This window comes from Neorhizobium sp. T6_25 (genome assembly GCF_002968555.1).
Taxonomy (GTDB): Bacteria; Pseudomonadota; Alphaproteobacteria; order Rhizobiales; family Rhizobiaceae; genus Neorhizobium.
In genome coordinates this window covers 54,323-71,863 of record NZ_PVBL01000027.1, presented here as the reverse complement: position 1 = coordinate 71,863, position 17,541 = coordinate 54,323, and the positions used below count along the sequence as shown (strand labels likewise).

The 17,541-nt window shown below is 62.3% G+C and carries 17 protein-coding genes; 7 read left to right on the top strand and 10 right to left on the bottom strand.

What is annotated here, in order from left to right:
- The first annotated feature begins 89 nt into the window (after positions 1 to 89).
- On the top strand, positions 90 to 914 hold the full coding sequence (gene blaOXA, locus C5L10_RS27245; protein WP_105432211.1) for a class D beta-lactamase: 825 nt from the start codon (positions 90 to 92) through the stop codon (positions 912 to 914).
- Between the two features lie 205 nt (positions 915 to 1,119).
- Here blaOXA and C5L10_RS27240 read toward each other — a convergent pair whose 3' ends face one another.
- The 5 genes from C5L10_RS27240 to C5L10_RS27220 all read right to left on the bottom strand — a co-directional run bounded on the left by C5L10_RS27240 (position 1,120) and on the right by C5L10_RS27220 (position 7,254).
- Positions 1,120 to 4,245, bottom strand: a complete 3,126-nt coding sequence (locus C5L10_RS27240; RefSeq protein ID WP_105432210.1) for an efflux RND transporter permease subunit — start codon at positions 4,243 to 4,245, stop codon at positions 1,120 to 1,122.
- Complete coding sequence (locus C5L10_RS27235; protein ID WP_105432209.1) at positions 4,242 to 5,465, bottom strand: efflux RND transporter periplasmic adaptor subunit; 1,224 nt, start codon at positions 5,463 to 5,465, stop codon at positions 4,242 to 4,244. The genes C5L10_RS27240 and C5L10_RS27235 overlap by 4 nt, the downstream gene beginning before the upstream one ends.
- Positions 5,466 to 5,665: 200 nt before the next feature.
- A complete protein-coding gene (locus C5L10_RS27230; RefSeq protein WP_046637548.1) occupies positions 5,666 to 5,869 on the bottom strand; it encodes a hypothetical protein in 204 nt (67 codons plus the stop codon).
- Positions 5,870 to 5,969: 100 nt separating this feature from the next.
- Positions 5,970 to 6,338, bottom strand: coding sequence for a hypothetical protein (locus C5L10_RS27225; protein ID WP_105432208.1), 369 nt, complete (start codon positions 6,336 to 6,338; stop codon positions 5,970 to 5,972).
- Positions 6,339 to 6,465: 127 nt separating this feature from the next.
- Positions 6,466 to 7,254 carry an SDR family oxidoreductase gene (locus C5L10_RS27220; RefSeq protein ID WP_105432207.1) on the bottom strand — a complete coding sequence of 263 codons (789 nt, stop codon included), beginning with the start codon at positions 7,252 to 7,254 and terminating at the stop codon, positions 6,466 to 6,468.
- Between the two features lie 258 nt (positions 7,255 to 7,512).
- Here C5L10_RS27220 and C5L10_RS27215 point away from each other — a divergent pair, with 258 nt between their 5' ends.
- Positions 7,513 to 9,174, top strand: a complete 1,662-nt coding sequence (locus C5L10_RS27215; protein WP_105432206.1) for an electron transfer flavoprotein-ubiquinone oxidoreductase — start codon at positions 7,513 to 7,515, stop codon at positions 9,172 to 9,174.
- A gap of 46 nt (positions 9,175 to 9,220) precedes the next feature.
- Here the strand turns inward: C5L10_RS27215 and C5L10_RS27210 are convergent, their stop codons facing one another.
- On the bottom strand, positions 9,221 to 9,442 hold the full coding sequence (locus C5L10_RS27210; protein ID WP_105432205.1) for a type II toxin-antitoxin system VapB family antitoxin: 222 nt from the start codon (positions 9,440 to 9,442) through the stop codon (positions 9,221 to 9,223).
- Between the two features lie 187 nt (positions 9,443 to 9,629).
- On the opposite strand from C5L10_RS27210, the gene C5L10_RS27205 reads away from it, so the two are divergent.
- Positions 9,630 to 10,241 carry a L,D-transpeptidase gene (locus C5L10_RS27205; RefSeq protein ID WP_105421142.1) on the top strand — a complete coding sequence of 204 codons (612 nt, stop codon included), beginning with the start codon at positions 9,630 to 9,632 and terminating at the stop codon, positions 10,239 to 10,241.
- A 76-nt stretch (positions 10,242 to 10,317) separates the two neighbouring features.
- On the opposite strand, the gene C5L10_RS27200 is transcribed toward C5L10_RS27205, so the two are convergent.
- The gene (locus tag C5L10_RS27200) at positions 10,318 to 11,334 is read right to left on the bottom strand and encodes a zinc-binding alcohol dehydrogenase family protein (RefSeq protein ID WP_105432204.1); all 1,017 of its coding nucleotides are present in this window, start codon (positions 11,332 to 11,334) and stop codon (positions 10,318 to 10,320) included.
- Positions 11,335 to 11,457: 123 nt separating this feature from the next.
- Between C5L10_RS27200 and C5L10_RS27195 the strand changes: the two genes are divergently transcribed.
- On the top strand, positions 11,458 to 11,853 hold the full coding sequence (locus C5L10_RS27195; RefSeq protein ID WP_105432203.1) for a helix-turn-helix domain-containing protein: 396 nt from the start codon (positions 11,458 to 11,460) through the stop codon (positions 11,851 to 11,853).
- On the opposite strand, the gene C5L10_RS27190 is transcribed toward C5L10_RS27195, so the two are convergent.
- On the bottom strand, positions 11,854 to 13,095 hold the full coding sequence (locus C5L10_RS27190; protein ID WP_105432202.1) for an MFS transporter: 1,242 nt from the start codon (positions 13,093 to 13,095) through the stop codon (positions 11,854 to 11,856). It lies immediately after the preceding gene.
- Between the two features lie 271 nt (positions 13,096 to 13,366).
- On the opposite strand from C5L10_RS27190, the gene C5L10_RS27185 reads away from it, so the two are divergent.
- Positions 13,367 to 14,305, top strand: a complete 939-nt coding sequence (locus C5L10_RS27185) for a diacylglycerol kinase family protein (RefSeq protein ID WP_105432201.1) — start codon at positions 13,367 to 13,369, stop codon at positions 14,303 to 14,305.
- A gap of 38 nt (positions 14,306 to 14,343) precedes the next feature.
- Here C5L10_RS27185 and C5L10_RS27180 read toward each other — a convergent pair whose 3' ends face one another.
- Positions 14,344 to 14,967 (bottom strand): GGDEF domain-containing protein, encoded by a 624-nt coding sequence (locus C5L10_RS27180; RefSeq protein ID WP_245448212.1) that lies wholly within the window; start codon positions 14,965 to 14,967, stop codon positions 14,344 to 14,346.
- A gap of 437 nt (positions 14,968 to 15,404) precedes the next feature.
- On the opposite strand from C5L10_RS27180, the gene C5L10_RS27175 reads away from it, so the two are divergent.
- Both C5L10_RS27175 and C5L10_RS27170 read left to right on the top strand, forming a co-directional pair.
- Positions 15,405 to 15,860, top strand: coding sequence for a hypothetical protein (locus C5L10_RS27175; protein ID WP_105432199.1), 456 nt, complete (start codon positions 15,405 to 15,407; stop codon positions 15,858 to 15,860).
- A 66-nt stretch (positions 15,861 to 15,926) separates the two neighbouring features.
- Positions 15,927 to 16,118 (top strand): hypothetical protein, encoded by a 192-nt coding sequence (locus tag C5L10_RS27170; RefSeq protein WP_105432198.1) that lies wholly within the window; start codon positions 15,927 to 15,929, stop codon positions 16,116 to 16,118.
- Between the two features lie 9 nt (positions 16,119 to 16,127).
- Here the strand turns inward: C5L10_RS27170 and C5L10_RS27165 are convergent, their stop codons facing one another.
- Positions 16,128 to 17,462 (bottom strand): glutamine synthetase family protein, encoded by a 1,335-nt coding sequence (locus C5L10_RS27165; RefSeq protein WP_105432197.1) that lies wholly within the window; start codon positions 17,460 to 17,462, stop codon positions 16,128 to 16,130.
- Positions 17,463 to 17,541 lie beyond the last annotated feature (79 nt).

Below are 17,541 nucleotides of genomic sequence, written 5' to 3'. Positions count from 1 at the left end.
TCATTCATGCCTGACCGCAGATATCATCGTTTGATTAGGGCTTACAAGCCGACCTAGAAAAGCCGTGTCACCCCATTTGGAGCACCGCAATGGCTTTCAGAAATTCTTTCCTTCTGGCATTTTCCCTCGGAATTACCGCGACTTTTCTCGATTGCACCTCCGCTGGCGCCGCCGATCCGATCCGCTGCACCGTCATCATCGATGAGGAGAGCGGCGATGCGCTTTACCGCGAGGGCACCTGCGATCAGGGCTTTTATCCCCAGTCGACCTTCAAACTGCCTTTGGCCATGATGGGCTATGATGCTGGCATCCTCACCGACGCCCAGAACCCGCTCTGGAAATACCAGGCGAAGTTCAAGGGACCGGAGCGGGTGAAGAAGGATGTCGATCCGCTGATCTGGGAGAAGGAATCGATCGTCTGGTATTCGCAGGAAATTGCCCGCAAGCTCGGCAAGCCCAAGTTCGCCGACTACATCCAGCGCTTCGGCTACGGCAACCGCGATATCTCCGGCGGCCCAGGCAATACCGACGGCCTGACCGAATCCTGGCTGATGTCGTCCCTGAAGATTTCGGCCGACCAGCAGGTCCAGTTCCTGCGCCGGTTCCTGAATGGTGGCCTGCCGATCTCCGAACATGCGGTCGACATGACGCTGGCGATCGTGCCGCATTTCGAGGCGGGCGACGGCTGGGACATCCAGGGCAAGACCGGTTCCGGCTGGCTGCGCGACAAGGCCGGCAATGTGGATTACGCCCGCCCGCTCGGCTGGTTCGTCGGCTGGGCAATGAAGGACGAACGGCGGGTCATTTTCGCCAGGCTGCTGGTCGATACCAAGCGCTACCCGAACGAGCCGATCAGCTTCGTGGTGCGGGATGGGCTGATCAGGGATTTCCCGAAACTGGCGGAAAGTTTCTGATTTTCCAGCCCCTTGCCTGAAACTGAAAGCGGCCGGGCGACCCCCAAGCCCGACCGCCGCAGCGCGTACGCAGTACTACGCTGCACGACCTATAAGAAGCTTTAGAGGTGGCTAATGCAAACGGAGTCCGTTGTTCAGGTTATCGATTAAGGTTACCTGCATTGACGCCTGCCCGCCAGCCCGTTCAGGCGGCGGGCAGAGGGCGTCACTCCGCCGCAATCGACCTCGGCGCGTCGTCGTTCGCCTCGTGCAGGTCCCTGTCCTTCTTCGTCCAAAGCTTCCCGAGGAAGCGGCCGAACCGATCCATCTCCACGAAGATGACGGGCGTGATGAACAGCGTCAGCGCCTGGGAAACGATCAGCCCGCCGACGACAGCGATGCCCAGCGGCTGGCGCAGTTCCGAGGAGGCACCGGTGCCGAGCGCGATCGGCAGCGCGCCGAGCAGGGCGCAGAAGGTCGTCATCATGATCGGCCGGAAGCGCCGCACGCAAGCCTCGTGGATTGCGACCGCCGCCGTTTCCCCCTTCGAGCGCATCGTCTCCACCGCCACGTCGATCATCATGATTGCGTTCTTCTTGACGATGCCGATCAGCATCAGAAGCCCGATCAGCGCGATGATCGACAGGTCGAAACCGAACAGTTTCAGCGCCAGCAACGCCCCGAAGGCTGCTGCCGGCAGGCCCGACAGGATCGTCAGCGGGTGGATGAAGCTCTCGTAGAGCACGCCGAGCACCACATAGATGGTGAGTACCGCAGCCAGAATCAGCATCGGCGTGTTGCCCTGGCTCTGCTGAAAGATCTGCGCGGTGCCGCCATAGGAGGTGAACACGTCGTTCGGCATCTGCAGGTTTGCTTTGATCTGGTCGACTGCCGCCGTCGCATCGGAGAGCGAGACGCCGGCCGGCAGGTTGAACGACACGGTCGTCGAGACCAGCTGGCCGGTCTGGTTGATGGTGACCGGTGCGGTCTGGCGCACGACCGTCGCGAAATTCGAGAGCGGCACCAGCGCGCCGTTCGAGGACAGCACCCTGACACCTTGCAGCATCTGGTCGTTCCATTGCTGGGTATTGTCGAACTCGGTGATGACGTCGTAGCTGTCGCCGGTCGACTGGATTTCCGCGGCCGTATAACCGCCGAAGGCCATCTGCAGCGTCTTGCGCAACTCGTCGTCGGTAATCCCGAACGAGGCAGCCTTTTCGGGATCAACCTTGATATTGGCCTCGATCGCGTCGTTCTGGGCGTCGGAGGTGACGTCGGTGAAATGTGCCCGGTCGGCGCGCATCGCGGTCTGGATCTTGTCCGACCATTCGCTGGTCTGCGAGGCATTCAGCGCCTGCACGACGAGCTGGTACTGGCTGGCCGTCGCGCGGCCGCCGAAGCGCAGGCTCTGCTGCGGCGTGATGAAGGTCTTCATGCCGGCGAAGCCGGATGTCGCCTGCCGGAGTTCGCGCAGCGTCCGGTCGAGCGGCGGACGCTGGTCCCGATCCTTTAGCTCCACCCAGATCGTGCCGTTGTTGAGCGAGCTGCGGCCGTTGCTGCCGACGATCGAGGTGACGTGGTTGACCGCCGGGTTCTTCTGCACGGCGGCGGCCACCTGCGCCTGCAGGTCGCGCATCGCCGGATAGGAAATGTCCTCGCGGGCCTGCGTCGAGATCGTCAGCCGGCCGATATCCTCCTGCGGAAAGAAGCTCGTCGGCAGCGTCCAGAACAGATAGACCGAGGCGCCGACCGAGGCGAGGAAGACGAGAAGGATGATCGCGCGGTTCCGAAGGCACCAGCCGACCGCCCGGTCATAGCCGTTGAGGGTGCGGCTGAAGCCGGCGTCGAAGACACGCACCATCAGGCCCGGGTGGTGTTCGGCGCCGGATAGACGCGAACCGAGCATCGGCGTCACCGTCAGCGAGACGACCGCCGAGGCGACGATGGCGAGCGCCACCACCATGCCGAATTCGTTGAACAGCCGCCCGACCACCCCGCCCATCAGGAGGATCGGGATGAACACCGCGATCAGCGACACCGACATGGAAATGATCGTCGAGCTGACTTCGCCGGCCCCTTGCAAGGCCGCCTGCATCGGCGCCATGCCGTCCTCGACATGCCGCATGATGTTTTCCAGCATGACGATCGCGTCATCCACCACCAGGCCGACCGCAAGCGTCAGTCCGAGCAGCGAGATGTTGTCGATACTGTAGCCGAGCACATACATGGCGCCGAACGTGGTGATCAGCGACAGCGGCACGGCAAGCCCCGGAACGAGGGTGGCGGTGATCCGGCCGAGGAAGAGATAGATGACCAGCACGACGAGGCCGATCGTCAGCATCAGCGTGAATTGCACGTCCGATATCGAGGCGCGGATCGCCGTCGACGAATCGTTCATGACGTTGATCGACACGGCGGCCGGCAGCTCGGCGGACAGTCCGGGCAGCTTGGCGCGCACCGCATCGACGACATCGACCGTATTGGCATCCGGCTGGCGCTGGATGGCGAGGATGATCGACTGGTTGCCGTCATACCAGCTTCCCGCGTCAAGGTTCGCAACGCTGTCCTGAACTTTGGCGACGTCGCCGAGATGGACGGGGGCGCCGTTCGGGCTGGCGATCACCAGCGAACGGAACTGGTCGGCATTGGTGCGCTGGGTATCGGCATTGATGGTCAGCCGCTGGCTGTTGTTCTCGAGCGAACCGACCGGAGCCTGGCTGTTGGCGGTGGAGATGGCATTGGTGACGTTGTCGACGCCGAGATTGCGCGCCTGCAGCTTGTTGGGATCGACCTCGACGCGCACCGCATAGGTCTGGGCGCCGAAGATCGACACTTCCGCGACGCCGGGAAGCGTGGAGAGCGAGGGGGAGAGCACGTCCTCGGCGATCTCGTCGATCTTGCTGCGCGGCATCGTATCGCTGCGGATCGACAGGAGCAGGACCGGCGCATCGGCCGGGTTGGTCTTGCGGTAGCTCGGCGGCGTCGTCATGTTGTCCGGCAGCTGCCGGGTCGCATGCGAGATCGCCGCCTGCACGTCGGCCGCCGCCGCGTCGATATCGCGGTTGAGATCGAACTGCAGCACGATCGAGGTATTGCCGAGCGAGTTGGTGGCGCTGATCTCGCTGATCCCGGGGATCGTCTCGAACTGCTTGATCAGCGGCGTCGACACCGCCGTCGCCATCGTCTGCGGCGAAGCGCCGGTCAGCTGCGCCGAGACGTTGATGGTCGGGAAATCGACCTGCGGCAGGGCGGCGACCGGCAGCAGCTGATAGCCGGCAAGGCCGGCGAGCACGGCGCCGATGGCAAGCAGCGTGGTGGCGACCGGGCGGCGGATGCAGAACTGCGGGATCATTGCGCTGCCCCCACTTCGACTGGCTGGTCATTGCCCTTGGCGTCAGTCGTCTTCTGGCCGTTGCCGAACTGCTCGACGACAGTGGCGCCGTCGACGAGCTGCACCTGGCCCTCGACCACCACATGCGCGCCTTCGGTCAACCCACTGGCAATCGCCGTGTCGGGACCGTTGGAGCGCGCCACCTTCACCGGCGTCACGTGCACCTTACTGTCGTCGCCAATCGCGTAGACGAACGGGCTGTCGACGCCCGGATTGACCGCCACCGTCGGCACCACGATGTCCGTGTCGTCGCTCTCAAAATGCACGGTGACATTCAGCGATTGCCCCGGCCACAGCATTCCGGACGGATTGTCGAACCGCGCCTTGGCAAGGATCGTGCCCGAAGCCGGATCGACCGAGTTGTCGAAGAAGCTCAAGGTTCCCTTGGCCGAAGTGCCGCCGCGCTGCGGTACGGCATCGACCGCTACCGCCTTCGCCGTTGAACCCTGCTTGAGCTGGCCGAGATAGGCTTCGGGAAGGTGGAATTTCACGTAGATCGGATCGTATTTGGCGATCGTCACCACCGCCGATCCGGCGCTGAGATAGGCGCCGGTGCTGATGCCGATATCGCCGAGCCTGCCGTCGAAAGGCGCGCGGATATCGGTATGATCGAGGTCGATCTGATCGGCCGCGATCGCCGCATTGTCGCTCTGCACCGTGGCGGCGGCGGTATCCTGGGCGGCCTTCGCCTGATCGACGGTCTGCTGGGTGCCGGCATTGCCGTGCAGCAAGTCGTTGGCGCGGGAAAGAGCCGTTTGGGCCTGGGTCAGCGTCGCCTGGTCGCGAACGAGAAACGCCTTGTCCTTGTCGAGCGCGGCCTTGGCCGTGCGGTCGTCGAGCTTGGCGATCAGGTCGCCGCTCTTGACGAAGGCGCCGTCGGTTGCCGCGATGCTGACCACGATACCCGGTTGCTGGGCGGCGATCGTGGTATTCTCGTCCGCATTGGCCGCGCCCGAGGCGGTGACGTCCATCGGCAGGGCGGTGCGGGTGGCGGCGACGGTCCTGACCGCCGGCGGTGGACCGCCTGCGCCGCGCCGGCGCGCGCCCTGCGGCTGGCCTTCGCCGGGTACGGCCGAGGCCTGCTGGCTGAGGGATGAAAGAAAGGGAAGCCGATCGCGGAACTCCCAGCCCGCAACGCCGGCAACGACAAGAATGCCGGCAAAAATCCAGATCTTCTTCATGGGTGACCGCTCGCCTGTGGTTGTGCTCGATGGTATCGGCCCATCGAACCGCCCCTATTGCGGCGCAAAAAAGACAAGTTTTTACCGGCCGGCTCACGAACCGGTGAAAGCGGATTAAAGGTTTGTAATGAAGGGCTTAGATGAACTGGAGTTAATCTTCTTCGCCTTTTGGCTGCGCAGGAGAAGCGCGCCCAACCGGACTAGCGTAGGAACCGCCGGGCGCCCCAGATGACGGCAAGCCCGATGATCGCGACGCCGGCGCCCCTGATGATCCAGGGCGTCTGGTTGATCATGAAACTGCTGGCGGGATAGGGGAAGGCGCCGGTGCCCTGGCCGATCCAGATGAGGCCGATCACCACCATCAGGACGCCGATGACCGAAAGCGCAAGTCGAGTGAATTTCATGGAAGAATCTCCGAGGGCAGGGTCTGGAGATCATAGGCGTGGGCGGGTGCTCCCGCGATACGCGTTTGCGTGATGTCGGGTCGTCCGGAAACGTCTCCGGTCACACGTCTTCGTAATAGGTGGCGATCAGCGAGCGTGGTGCCGGTTCTTCGCCGTCGGCGAGGAAGAAACTGCCGGCGATTCGGCTCGAAGGCGACAGGCTGTCGAGAAGATTGCGGACCACGACATCGTCCACGGCCTCCAGGCTTCGCGCATGCATGTTTCCCGATCGGCCGGAGATCGCCGAGGTCTCGGCTGCGTGCCGGGTTGCTGCTTCCCAGGTGCCCGCATAGGTCGCGACCTGTCCGGCCGCAAGTGTCGCCGAGATCGAGGCTGCCGAGGAGGCAGCGGAAGGCGCCGCGACGTGAGGCGCGGCGGAGGGTACACTGGGCGGGGTAGCCTCGGTCGCCCCCGAAACACTTTCGATCATGCCGGCGATCCTTTAATTTTGGGGGCCGGCTTGCCTCTTAACTCAGGCGAATTGAGATACCGCCAACAGCGGCACCCCAATTCGATTTAATGTTTAACGACCTGGATTTAGCCCTCTTTCGGAAACCTCAGATCGAGCGCGACGCGCCACCGTCGACCCGGAGCATCGTGCCGGTGACATAACTTGCCGGGACCGAGCAGAGGAAGGCGCCGGCGGCTGCGAATTCCTCGACCTTGCCGAGCCGGCCGGCGGGAATGGTCTTCAGCGAGGCGGAGCGGATTTCTTCCACCGACTTGCCGGTACGCTTGGCATTGGCGCCGTCGAGTTCGTCGATGCGGTCGGTATGAATGCGGCCGGGAAGCAGCATGTTGCAGGTAATGCCAAACCCCGCCACTTCGGTCGCGATGGTCTTGTTCCAGCCGACCAGCGCCGAGCGCAGCGTGTTCGACAGCGCCAGATTGGCGATCGGCTCGAAGACGCCGGAGGAGGCGACGGTCAGGATGCGGCCGAAACCCTGTTCCTTCATCTGCGGCAGGAGGGCGTTGGTGAGCGTGATGACGCGCAGCACCATGGACTGGAAGAAGATGTCGAGCTTGTCGGGGGTCATGTCTTCTGTCGTGCCCGGCGTCGGCCCGCCGGTATTGTTGACCAAGATGTCTATGCCGCCGAGCTTCTCCTTGACGGCCGCCTTCATCGCCTCGACGAAATTCTCCTCGGAAAGGTCGCCCCAGACCCAGTCCGCCTTACCCTTGCCTTCGGCATTGATTGCCTTGCAATTGTCCGCCAGCCGCTCGCCGGAGCGGCCGACGAGGAGAACGTGGGCGCCTTCGCTAGCAAGCGCCTTGGCGATACCGAGGCCAAGCCCGCGCGACGAGGCAAGCACGAGAGCGCGTTTGCCGTTGAGACCGAGATCCATGATTTTATTCCTTCCCCAATTCCTGTGATCGGTTGTCGGGCCTTTATAGCAGCGGCAGGCGGGCGCGAAAGGTCGATCTTGCTTTCTGCGGTTCGGTGCCTATAACTGACGTGTACGTAAACGTAATATGAGAAAACCGAAACGCCATTTGCGCGAATGACAAGGCGGAGGACGTTTTCCCGCCTCGACAAGCCGGGGCGGTTTTGTCAAACAGGTTGCCTGAATAAAGCCGGAAGGGGCCGGCGAGCGGAGTTGGATATGAGCGAGCAAGAACTGCCAGAACGCGAGAGCATGGAATTCGACGTGGTGATCGTCGGCGCGGGTCCTGCGGGGCTTTCAGCCGCGATCCGCCTGAAGCAGGTCAATCCGGACCTGACCGTCGTGGTGCTCGAAAAGGGTTCGGAAGTCGGCGCCCATGTCCTGTCCGGCGCGGTCGTCGATCCCTCGGGCATCGATGCGCTGCTGCCCGGCTGGCGCGAGGAGGCAGGCCACCCGTTCAAGCAGCCGGTCACCGCCGACCATTTCCTGTTTTTAGGCCCGGCAGGCTCGATCCGGCTTCCGAACTTCATGATGCCGCCGCTGATGAACAATCACGGCAACTACATCGTGTCGCTCGGAAACGTCTGTCGCTGGCTCGCCGAAAAGGCGGAAGCGCTCGGCGTCGAGATCTATCCGGGCTTTGCCGCCACCGAAGTGCTCTATGACGAGAACGGCGCGGTCAAGGGCGTGGCGACCGGCGACATGGGCGTCGAGCGCAACGGCGAGCCCGGCCCGGCCTTTACCCGCGGCATGGAGCTGCACGGCAAGTACACGCTGATCGGCGAGGGCGTGCGCGGATCGCTCGCCAAGCAGTTGATCCTGCGGTTCGACCTGCAGAAGGATCGCGAGCCCCAGAAATACGGCATCGGCCTCAAGGAACTCTGGCAGGTGAAGCCGGAAAACCATCGTCCGGGCCTGGTGCAGCACTCGTTTGGCTGGCCGCTCGGCTTGTCGACCGGCGGTGGCTCGTTCCTCTATCACCTGGAAGACAATCTCGTCGCCGTCGGCTTCGTGGTACACCTGAACTACAAGAACCCGTATCTCTACCCGTTCGAAGAGTTCCAGCGCTTCAAGACCCACCAGGCGATCCGCGGAACCTTCGAGGGCGCGAAGCGCCTCTCCTACGGCGCCCGCGCCATCACCGAGGGCGGGTACCAGTCGGTGCCGAAACTGACGTTCCCGGGCGGTGCGCTGATCGGCTGTTCCGCCGGCCTCGTCAACGTGCCGCGCATCAAGGGCAGCCACAACGCCGTCCTGTCCGGCCTTCTGGCCGCCGACAACATCGCCAGGGCAATCGCAGCCGGTCGTGCCAATGACGAGGTCGTCGAGATCGAAAACGAATGGCGCTCGACGCCGATCGGCACGGACCTTAAACGGGTGCGCAATGTCAAGCCGCTCTGGTCGAAGCTCGGCACCGGCTTGGGCGTCGCGCTCGGCGGTCTCGACATGTGGACCAACACGCTGTTCGGCTTCTCCTTCTTCGGCACGCTGAGACACGGCAAGACCGACGCGCAGAGCCTCGAACCGGCAGCCCGGTACAAGAAGATCGACTACCCGAAGCCGGACGGCGTGCTTACCTTCGACCGCCTGTCCTCGGTCTTCCTGTCGAACACCAACCACGAGGAAGACCAGCCGGTCCATCTGCAGGTGAGGGACATGGACCTGCAGAAGCGCTCTGAACTGGAAGTCTATGGCGGTCCCTCGACGCGCTACTGTCCAGCCGGCGTCTACGAGTGGGTGGAGAAGGACGGCAGCCAAGTCTACGTGATCAACGCCCAGAACTGCGTCCACTGCAAGACCTGCGACATCAAGGATCCCAACCAGAACATCAACTGGGTCCCCCCGCAGGGCGGCGAAGGGCCGGTCTATCCGAATATGTGAGGCTCGTGCCTGTCGCGGAGTTCGCCAGAGCGAGGCCCCAAGCAGATCACTCCGGATTATCCTCCCAAGTGCCATCCGGGTTCCAGCGTCGGCGTGGCGGATCTTCCAGATCCGGCGCGCTGCCTCCAAGCATGATCAACCTCTGCGCTGCCTCGTGCTGGACGAGAAGCGTGAGGGCTCTTTTGATCACGTCGAAGGTATTTTCGATCCCGCTGAATTCCTTGGCCTCTGCAAGTAATTTTTCGTCGACGGTTATGGTCGTGCGCATATCCTAGCCTCCCGGTCGCCCACATCAGATGATGCATTTCCCATCTCACACATGGCAATGTGGCCTCTCTACATCAGCGCCCTCCTAACGCGTTCGTGATGACTGCGGCAATCGCCCGTTTAGCACTTCATTAACCATAATATTCTTAAGGTCAGCGTCATTCTCTCGACGCACCAAGGACACATTCATGTCGATTTCCCGTCGCGGCTTTCTTGCGGGTCTGCCGCTTCTGCTTGCCGGTTGCGCTTCCACCATCAACGATCAGACGAATTACGCAGCGCTGCCGAACGAACAGTTTCCGCTGAAGACCGTGCCGGTCGAAAACATCAAGCCGGAGCTGCGCCGCACCGAAGTCGCCTATGTCAGCCCGTATGCCGCCGGCACCGTGGTCGTCGATACGCCGGCCCGCCGCGCCTATTATATCCTCGGCAACGGCCGCGCGATCCGGTATGGCGTTGGTGTCGGCCGGGCCGGACTGGCGCTTGCCGGCAATGCCTATGTCGGCCGCAAGGCCGAATGGCCGACCTGGACCCCGACCGCAAACATGCAGCGCCGCGAGGAGCGATACCGGAAACTCGCAGGCGGCATGCCTGGCGGCCCGAACAATCCGCTCGGCGCCCGCGCCATGTATCTCTATCGCGGCGGTAACGACACGCATTTCCGCATCCACGGCACCAACCAGCCGCAATCGATCGGGCTTGCCATGTCGAGCGGCTGCATCCGCATGATGAACCATGACGTCGTCGATCTCTACAGCCGCGTCAATGTCGGCGCCAAGGTCGTCGTCATCCAGGCCTGATCCACCGCCAGGCCGCTAAGAAAGCCCGCCGTTTCAGCCATGGCGGGCTTTCTTTGTTTCTTCTCACAGGGCCTCGTCAGAAGCCCGAAAGCACCAGCTTGCCCTTGGTTCGGTTGCTTTCGACCATCGCATGCGCTTTCTTCAGATTAGCGGCGTTGATCGGTCCCAGCGTTTCGGCAAGCGTCGTTCGGATCTTTTTGGCATCGACCAGTTCGGCGACGTGGTTCAAGAGCTTGTGCTGCTCGATCATGTCCGCGGTCTGGAAGACGGCACGGGCGAACATCATTTCCCAATGCACCGACAGCGCCTTGCTCTTGAAGGCGCGCAGGTCCATCGGTTCCTTCGGATCGTCGATCAGCGCCAGCCGGCCCTGCGGGGCGATCAGCTCCAGGATGTCCTTGAGATGGTTTTCCGTGTGGGTCGTGGAGAAGACGAAGGCGGGCGCGCCGATCGCCATCTGGGCGAGTTGCGACGCCATGGGCTTCGAATGGTCGAGCACATGGTGGGCGCCGAGTTCCTTGATCCAGGCTTGTGTTTCCGGTCGAGAGCCGGTGCCGATCACCGTCACGTCGGAGAGTTCGCGCAGCAGCTGGATGGCGATCGAGCCGACGCCGCCGGCGCCGCCGATGACCAGCACCGCGTTCCAGGCACCCGCCACCTTGTCCTGTACCTTCATGCGGTGGAACAGTGTCTCATAGGCGGTGATCGCCGTCAGCGGCAGGGCGGCTGCTTCCTCGAAGCTCAGGGTCTTCGGCTTGAAGCCGACGATGCGCTCGTCGACCAGATGGAATTCCGCATTGGTGCCTGGCCGGTTGATCACGCCGGCATAATAGACCTCGTCGCCCGGCTTGAAGAGTTTGACGCCCGGGCCGACCGCCTTCACCACGCCGGCAGCGTCATAACCGAGGATCCGGTGCTGGCCGGGTTCGACCGCGGCCGAGCGGCGCACCTTGGTATCGACCGGATTGACCGAGACAGCCTTGATCTCGACGAGCAGGTCGCGGCTCGCCGCTTCCGGCATGGGCAGATCGATGTCGATCAGCGAGGTTTCGGCGGTGATTGGCTGGGGCATATTGAAGCCGACGGCGCGCATGGAACGTCTCCTTGGTTTGTGTCCTGTTGTCCGGAGACTAGATGGCGCCTATGTTCAATGAGCGCAAGAATGCACATTTTTGGTCTATAGTGCCGAAAAGTATACCGTGAAAGGACGCTGACCATGTCGAAACCCCGTGCCAAGCTGACCGACAATTTCCCTGGCTGCCCGGTGGAATCGACCCTGAGTTTCCTCGACGGAAAATGGAAAGGCGTCATCCTCCATCATCTTCTGGAAGACGGCACGCTGCGCTTCAACGAACTGCGCCGCCGCATTCCGGCGGTCACACAGCGCATGCTGACCAAGCAGCTGCGGGAACTGGAGGAGGCGGGTCTGCTGTCGCGCACCGTATTTCCTGTCGTGCCGCCGCGCGTCGATTATGCGCTGACGCCGATCGGCCGCAGCCTGGAACCGGTCATCGCCGCCCTCCGCCTGTGGGGCAAGGAACACGTCATCTGCGAAGGCGGCAAAAAGTACATGGTCATGCCGGAGGCTGAAAAGCCATCCAAGGCCGCCTGATCAGGCAACCGCGATCTTTCGGTCGAGCGCCGCCGAGACCGCGAACACCCCGAAGCCGAACAGCGATAGCACGGCTCCCACATAGCCAGTCGCGGCAAACCCCCAGCCCCAGGCGATCACCAGCCCGCCGAGCCAGGCGCCCAGCGCATTGGCGATGTTGAAGGCCGAATGGTTGGAGGCGGCGGCAAGCGTCTGCGCGTCGGCGGCGACGTCCATCAGCCGCGTCTGCAGCGCAGGGCCAGCAGCGAAGCCGCAGCCGATCAGGAAGACGCAGAGGCAGAGCACGACCGGATATTGCGCCCACAGCCCGAAGGCGCCCATGACGACGATGTTGAACAGCATCACGCCGCCGATCGTGCCCTTGAGCGACAGATCGGCCAGCCGTGAGCCGACAATATTGCCCACATTCATGCCGATGCCGAACAGCGTCAGCACGATCGCCACCATGCTGACCGACATTCCGGCCGTCACCGTCGTGGTCGAGGCGATGTAGCTGAACACCGAGAACATGCCGCCGAAACCGACCGCCGCGATGCCGAGCGTCAGCCATACCTGCGCGCGACCGAAGGCGCTGAGCTCGCGCCAAATGCTGGCGCCCTCATGCACTGCGTCGCGCGGCTGGAAATACCAGAGCAATGCTACCGTCACGACGCCGATGCCCCCGACCAGGAAGAAGGCGGCGCGCCAGTTGAGCATTTGTCCCATGAAGGTGGCGATCGGTGTGCCGACCAGGGTCGCGACGGTGAGGCCGAGCATCACCCGGCCGACGGCGCGGGCGCGTTTGTTGGGCGGCACCATCGAGGCAGCCACGAGAGCCGCGACGCCGAAATAGGCGCCATGCGGCAGGCCGGTGATGAACCGCAGCGCGGTAAAGCTCCAGAAGTCCGGCGCCATGGCGCTCGAGATGTTGCCGAGCGCGAACACCGTCATCAGAATCAGCAGCAGCGACCGCCGCGTCATCCGGGCAGCGGCGACCGCGATGATCGGCGCACCGATGACGACGCCGAGAGCATAGGCGCTGATCACGTAGCCCGCCATCGGAATGCTGACCTGATAGGTGGAAGCGACATCCGGCAACAGGCCCATGATGGCAAATTCGCCGGTGCCGATGCCGAAGCCTCCGACCGCCAATGCGATCTCGATCAGGATGACGGCGAGCCGCGAAAGAGCGGGTGCACCATCAAAATCCTGGGCTTCCGAACGGTCCCGTGCGGATTGAAAATCGGCGGCAGTATCGGTCATAATGTTGAATCTGCTGGAAAAAGACGCGGGTAGGATGTGGGAGGCATCCACCCGCTCTGGAGGTGAGTGGGTCATCGAAGTGACCGGCCTTCAGGCTAACATGGCGTTGTGCGTTGCGGTAGTATCCGCCATTTATTCAGGCCTGTCCTCACGGGATTGTGAGTTTTTTCCTGAAGCGACGGCGCGCTTGTTGATAAAACTCCCGGTCGCAACCATTTCTCTGATGGGCCGTTGTCCCGCGCCAAATCCGCTCCTCTGCAAGCGAGATCAAATGAACCTTTTTGCCGTCTTCAACCGCGATGGCGGTACCTTCCGAACAACCGATATGGACGCCTATTGTGCTCGAGCAGCCGAGACGTTCAAGGCGGCCGGTCACGAGATCGAATGCCATGTGGTGTCCGGCAAGGACGTGGTCTCGACCATGGAAAAGGCGGCCTCGACGACCGGCGTCGAAGGGCTGATCGCCGGTGGCGGGGACGGGACCATCTCCGCGGCCGCCGGCATTGCCTGGAAAAGCGGCCTCACGCTCGGCGTCGTGCCGGCCGGCACCATGAACCTTTTCGCCCGCTCGCTGAGACTGCCGCTCGATATCTGGCAGGTGCTGGATGCGCTGGCCGACGGCACGCCGGAAAACATCGACATCGCCAGCGCCAACGGCAAAAGCTTCGTCCACCAGTTTTCTGCCGGCATGCATGCGCGCATGGTGCGCTACCGCAATTCGATGACCTTCGCCTCGCGGCTGGGCAAGATACGCGCAAGCACGCGGGCAGCGATCGGCGTCATGTTCAATCCGCCGGAATTCGAGGTGGAGTTCAACGCCGGCGGCAAGATCGGGCACCGCAAGGTCTCTGCGATTTCCGTCTCCAACAACGAATTCGGCCGCGATCCACTGATGTTCGCCGACAGCTTGACCGGCGGCCATCTCGGCTTCTATGTCGCCGATCCGCTGACGCCGGCGGGCGTGGCGCGGCTGACTTTCGATATCATGCGCGGCCGGCTGAAGGAGAACGCCGCCGTCACGGCGATGACGGCGACCGAACTGGAACTGCACTTCCCCCGCGAGCGCCACGATATCCGCTGCGTCATCGATGGGGAATTGCTGCCCATGGACCGCGACGTGCTCCTGAAGATCCATGCGGGCGAGCTGACAGTACTGGGCAACCAGCCGCAGGAACGCGTGACACAGGAACGGGACGGCAGCGGCATCTGAGCGGGCTCGCTGCGGTACCGAACCGTTCTACCGACGCTTCAGATGGATGAAACCACCCGATTTCGCCCGAGCGATTTTGCCTCGTACAGGTTTACGTCGGCGGCTCTGAGGCATTCATGAGGATCGAAGCCCGAAGCGCAGTGGATGGCTCCGATGCTGGCCGATACCGGCACACGCGATCGTGAGGCGGAGCGCACATCCAGGCCTTCGATGAGTTCACGGATATCCTCGCACCACCTCAACATCTCGTCGACCGTCAGGCCACTCTGAAAGAGCGCAAATTCTTCGCCCCCGAGGCGGCCCGCTATAGTGAATTGCCCGTCATGTGTGGCGAGTACCTGACCGGTGCGGCGAAGGACCTCGTCACCGGTTGCATGACCGTAGCGATCGTTGATCGATTTGAAATGATCGAGATCCAGAAAAATGAGGGCTCCGGTTACGCCCTCCCGGCTGAAGGCCTGCAGTTCCTCCACGAAGGCGCTGCGGTTCAACAGCCCGGTCAGCCCGTCCCGGCGGGACTGCCAATGAAGCTCCTCGTAGGCGGCGGCCAGTTTCGCGAGTGCGTCGGAGGCCACGGCTTCCGCACGTCGAACGCGTTCTGACTGACTGAAAAGCACGGCCGAGGCAGGAATGGAGATAGCAAGCGGGCAAACGATGGTCATCACCAGGCCCGCACCGGCGACTTCCCCGCCCAGCATCGGAACGAAGGCAAACGATAGCGCCAGAGATGCGAGCAGGGACAAAAGTCCGGTAAAGAGTGACTTGGCGATAACAATACGCATCGAATGTGCCGCAAGACTTCAAATATCGAACTTCTTTAGCCGCCATGAATTTAAGATAGGTTGAAACATTCACTTAAACATCGATCGTGTGCGGCCAATGCGCTTGGTCAAACAACCGCAGGAACGGGACGGCAGCGGGATCTGAGCGAGTTCCAATCCTGCAATACAACCTCTCGCATCCGCTTGTTCAGATCTCGTTAATTAGGGAGCATCAGATTTTCAACCACTGATAGAATCATTGGTTGGTCTGGCCATGAAGTGCCCGACAAATCGCGGCAATGCCCATCAAGGGAGGTGCGCCGCGGACGAGGACCGGCATGACTTCCATCTCCGCTGTTCAACCTGGGGCTCTGCTGATCCTTCAGCAGGCGAACGCCCAGCCTGCCGAAACTGACGAAGACAAGGAAAAGAAAGCCGATCTCGTCAAGGTGGCAAACGGTATTACCGGAGAGCCCGCTGAAGAGACGCTGAAGGCCGCCTTTGCGATCAGCGTCGCATTCATGGAACTGGATGCCAAGGGCGAACTGGCCGCCGAGGCGATGGAGTTTATCGACTCGGATCAATTCAAGGTCACCGACCTGACCGTCAAGCAGACGCTGAAGCAGGTGATCTCCGAAAGGGGATGGGAATTCATGCAGCTGGTGAAACAGCAGCAGGAGGCCCATGACGGTGCTATTTCGCGCGAAAACCTCTTCGCAATCGTGCTTCCTCAGATGATCGTCAAGAACCGCGAGCGTTTCACCGAAGACGAGATCGAGCTTTCGGTGAAGTGACAGGACAAGAGCGGCATCATCGTCTTCATTCCCGACAGCGAGGGGAACAGCACCTATAGCGACCTCATGAACGCGATGAAGGAAGAAGAGATCAACGCTGCCAAGACCGGCGATGAGACGGCCTTGCGTGAACTCGGCATGGAACTCGGTTCATATATCGCCGCCTGGAGCGATGCATTCGACTTCAAACCGGGCGATGTATTTATTTTCGTGGACGTGAAGGATATTCTCTACGCAGCATGGATGAAAGATGAATAGGCCTCGGTCCTAAATCCGCGGCAGATAGGTCTGGTAGTCGAAATCCGAGACCGTGCGCAGATAGGTGATCGCCTCCTTGCGCTTCGTATCGCCGTAAAGCTTCTGGTATCGTGCCCCAAAAACGTCGGCGATGAAAGGCGAGGCAGAAAACTCCTCGACCGCCGTCAGGAAGTCGTGCGTCAGCTTGTTTGTACCGGCCGGCGGCTCCTTTCCGGGTTCGGTCGCAGGGCCCGGATCGAGCGTTTCGTCCAATCCTAAAAGCATGCCGCCGAGAATGGCGGTGAGCAGCAGGTACGGATTGACGTCGGCGCCGGCGACGCGGTGTTCGACGCGGGCGGCTGGCCCTTGGGCGTCCGGAATGCGCACCGCAGTCCCCCGATGACCGTAGCCCCAGTCGATATCGACCGGCGCGAACGAACCCGGCTGGAAGCGGCGGTAGGAATTGGCAAACGGCGCGAAGATCAGCTGTGCATCGCGCATCGTCTTCAACATTCCAGCGCAGACGGATTTGAGCCGCACCGGATCGCCACCCTTGGCATCGAGCACATTGTTGCCGTCTCGGTCGACGATGCTCGCATGCACATGCAGACCGGAGCCCGCATGCTCCGCATAGGGTTTTGCCATGCAGGTGGATTTGAGACCATGCTTCCTGGCCGCCTGTTCGGCGATACGCTTCAGGTAGATGCAGTCGTCGGCGGCCGCCAGCGCATCGGCGCGGTGCAGGAGATTGATCTCGAACTGGCCCGGGCCGAATTCCGCGGTCGTCGCATCCGCCGGCAGGTCTTGGAGTTTCGCCCAGGCCCGCACCGTCTGCAGATAGTCGTCGAGCGCATCGACGGCCCTCATGTCGTAGAGCTGGAAGCCGTTCGGCTCACCGCGATACATGAGGCTGGCCGGCGGGCGCGGCCTGCCGGTCTCGCGCCAGTCGTCCTCGATCACGTAGAATTCGAGTTCGGTCGCCACGACCGGCGTCAGCCCGCGTTCGTCGAAACGCTTGAGAAGGGCCGCGAGGATGGCGCGGGGATCCATGAAGGAAGGCGTGCCGTCGAATTCGTTCATGGTCGAGAGAACCTGCTTCGACCCTTCCGGCGCCCATGGCATCGGCGCAAGGCTACGCTTGTCAGGAACGCACAGGCCATCGGGATCGCCGATCGACATGGAAAGCCCGGTAATCTCGTCATTGTCGTAGCCCCAGATATCCAGCGACTGGGTGGAGGAGGGCAGGCGCACCGTACCGTCCCAGACCTTCTTTTCAGCCTCGATTGGGATCTGCTTGCCGCGCAGGTCGCCGTTCATGCCGACGAGCAGGATTTCGATGCGGGGCGATGCAGGATTGGAAGCCATGAGGAATGTCTTTTGACGGGAGTTGCGGAACTCTGTTCGTAACCGATAAGAATTGACGGCACAATCTGAGGCAGAGAGA

What these genes read in the sequence shown, in the direction of transcription:
- C5L10_RS27175 (WP_105432199.1), top strand. Translation starts at nt 15,405, where the DNA reads ATGACTTCCATCTCCGCTGTTCAACCTGGGGCTCTGCTGATCCTTCAG.
- C5L10_RS27170 (WP_105432198.1), top strand. Translation starts at nt 15,927, where the DNA reads ATGAACGCGATGAAGGAAGAAGAGATCAACGCTGCCAAGACCGGCGAT.
- C5L10_RS27185 (WP_105432201.1), top strand. Translation starts at nt 13,367, where the DNA reads ATGAACCTTTTTGCCGTCTTCAACCGCGATGGCGGTACCTTCCGAACA.
- C5L10_RS27195 (WP_105432203.1), top strand. Translation starts at nt 11,458, where the DNA reads ATGTCGAAACCCCGTGCCAAGCTGACCGACAATTTCCCTGGCTGCCCG.
- C5L10_RS27225 (WP_105432208.1), bottom strand. Translation starts at nt 6,338, where the DNA reads ATGATCGAAAGTGTTTCGGGGGCGACCGAGGCTACCCCGCCCAGTGTA.
- C5L10_RS27200 (WP_105432204.1), bottom strand. Translation starts at nt 11,334, where the DNA reads ATGCGCGCCGTCGGCTTCAATATGCCCCAGCCAATCACCGCCGAAACC.
- C5L10_RS27240 (WP_105432210.1), bottom strand. Translation starts at nt 4,245, where the DNA reads ATGATCCCGCAGTTCTGCATCCGCCGCCCGGTCGCCACCACGCTGCTT.
- C5L10_RS27165 (WP_105432197.1), bottom strand. Translation starts at nt 17,462, where the DNA reads ATGGCTTCCAATCCTGCATCGCCCCGCATCGAAATCCTGCTCGTCGGC.
- C5L10_RS27205 (WP_105421142.1), top strand. Translation starts at nt 9,630, where the DNA reads ATGTCGATTTCCCGTCGCGGCTTTCTTGCGGGTCTGCCGCTTCTGCTT.
- C5L10_RS27210 (WP_105432205.1), bottom strand. Translation starts at nt 9,442, where the DNA reads ATGCGCACGACCATAACCGTCGACGAAAAATTACTTGCAGAGGCCAAG.
- blaOXA (WP_105432211.1), top strand. Translation starts at nt 90, where the DNA reads ATGGCTTTCAGAAATTCTTTCCTTCTGGCATTTTCCCTCGGAATTACC.
- C5L10_RS27220 (WP_105432207.1), bottom strand. Translation starts at nt 7,254, where the DNA reads ATGGATCTCGGTCTCAACGGCAAACGCGCTCTCGTGCTTGCCTCGTCG.
- C5L10_RS27190 (WP_105432202.1), bottom strand. Translation starts at nt 13,095, where the DNA reads ATGACCGATACTGCCGCCGATTTTCAATCCGCACGGGACCGTTCGGAA.
- C5L10_RS27180 (WP_245448212.1), bottom strand. Translation starts at nt 14,967, where the DNA reads ATGACCATCGTTTGCCCGCTTGCTATCTCCATTCCTGCCTCGGCCGTG.
- C5L10_RS27230 (WP_046637548.1), bottom strand. Translation starts at nt 5,869, where the DNA reads ATGAAATTCACTCGACTTGCGCTTTCGGTCATCGGCGTCCTGATGGTG.
- C5L10_RS27215 (WP_105432206.1), top strand. Translation starts at nt 7,513, where the DNA reads ATGAGCGAGCAAGAACTGCCAGAACGCGAGAGCATGGAATTCGACGTG.
- C5L10_RS27235 (WP_105432209.1), bottom strand. Translation starts at nt 5,465, where the DNA reads ATGAAGAAGATCTGGATTTTTGCCGGCATTCTTGTCGTTGCCGGCGTT.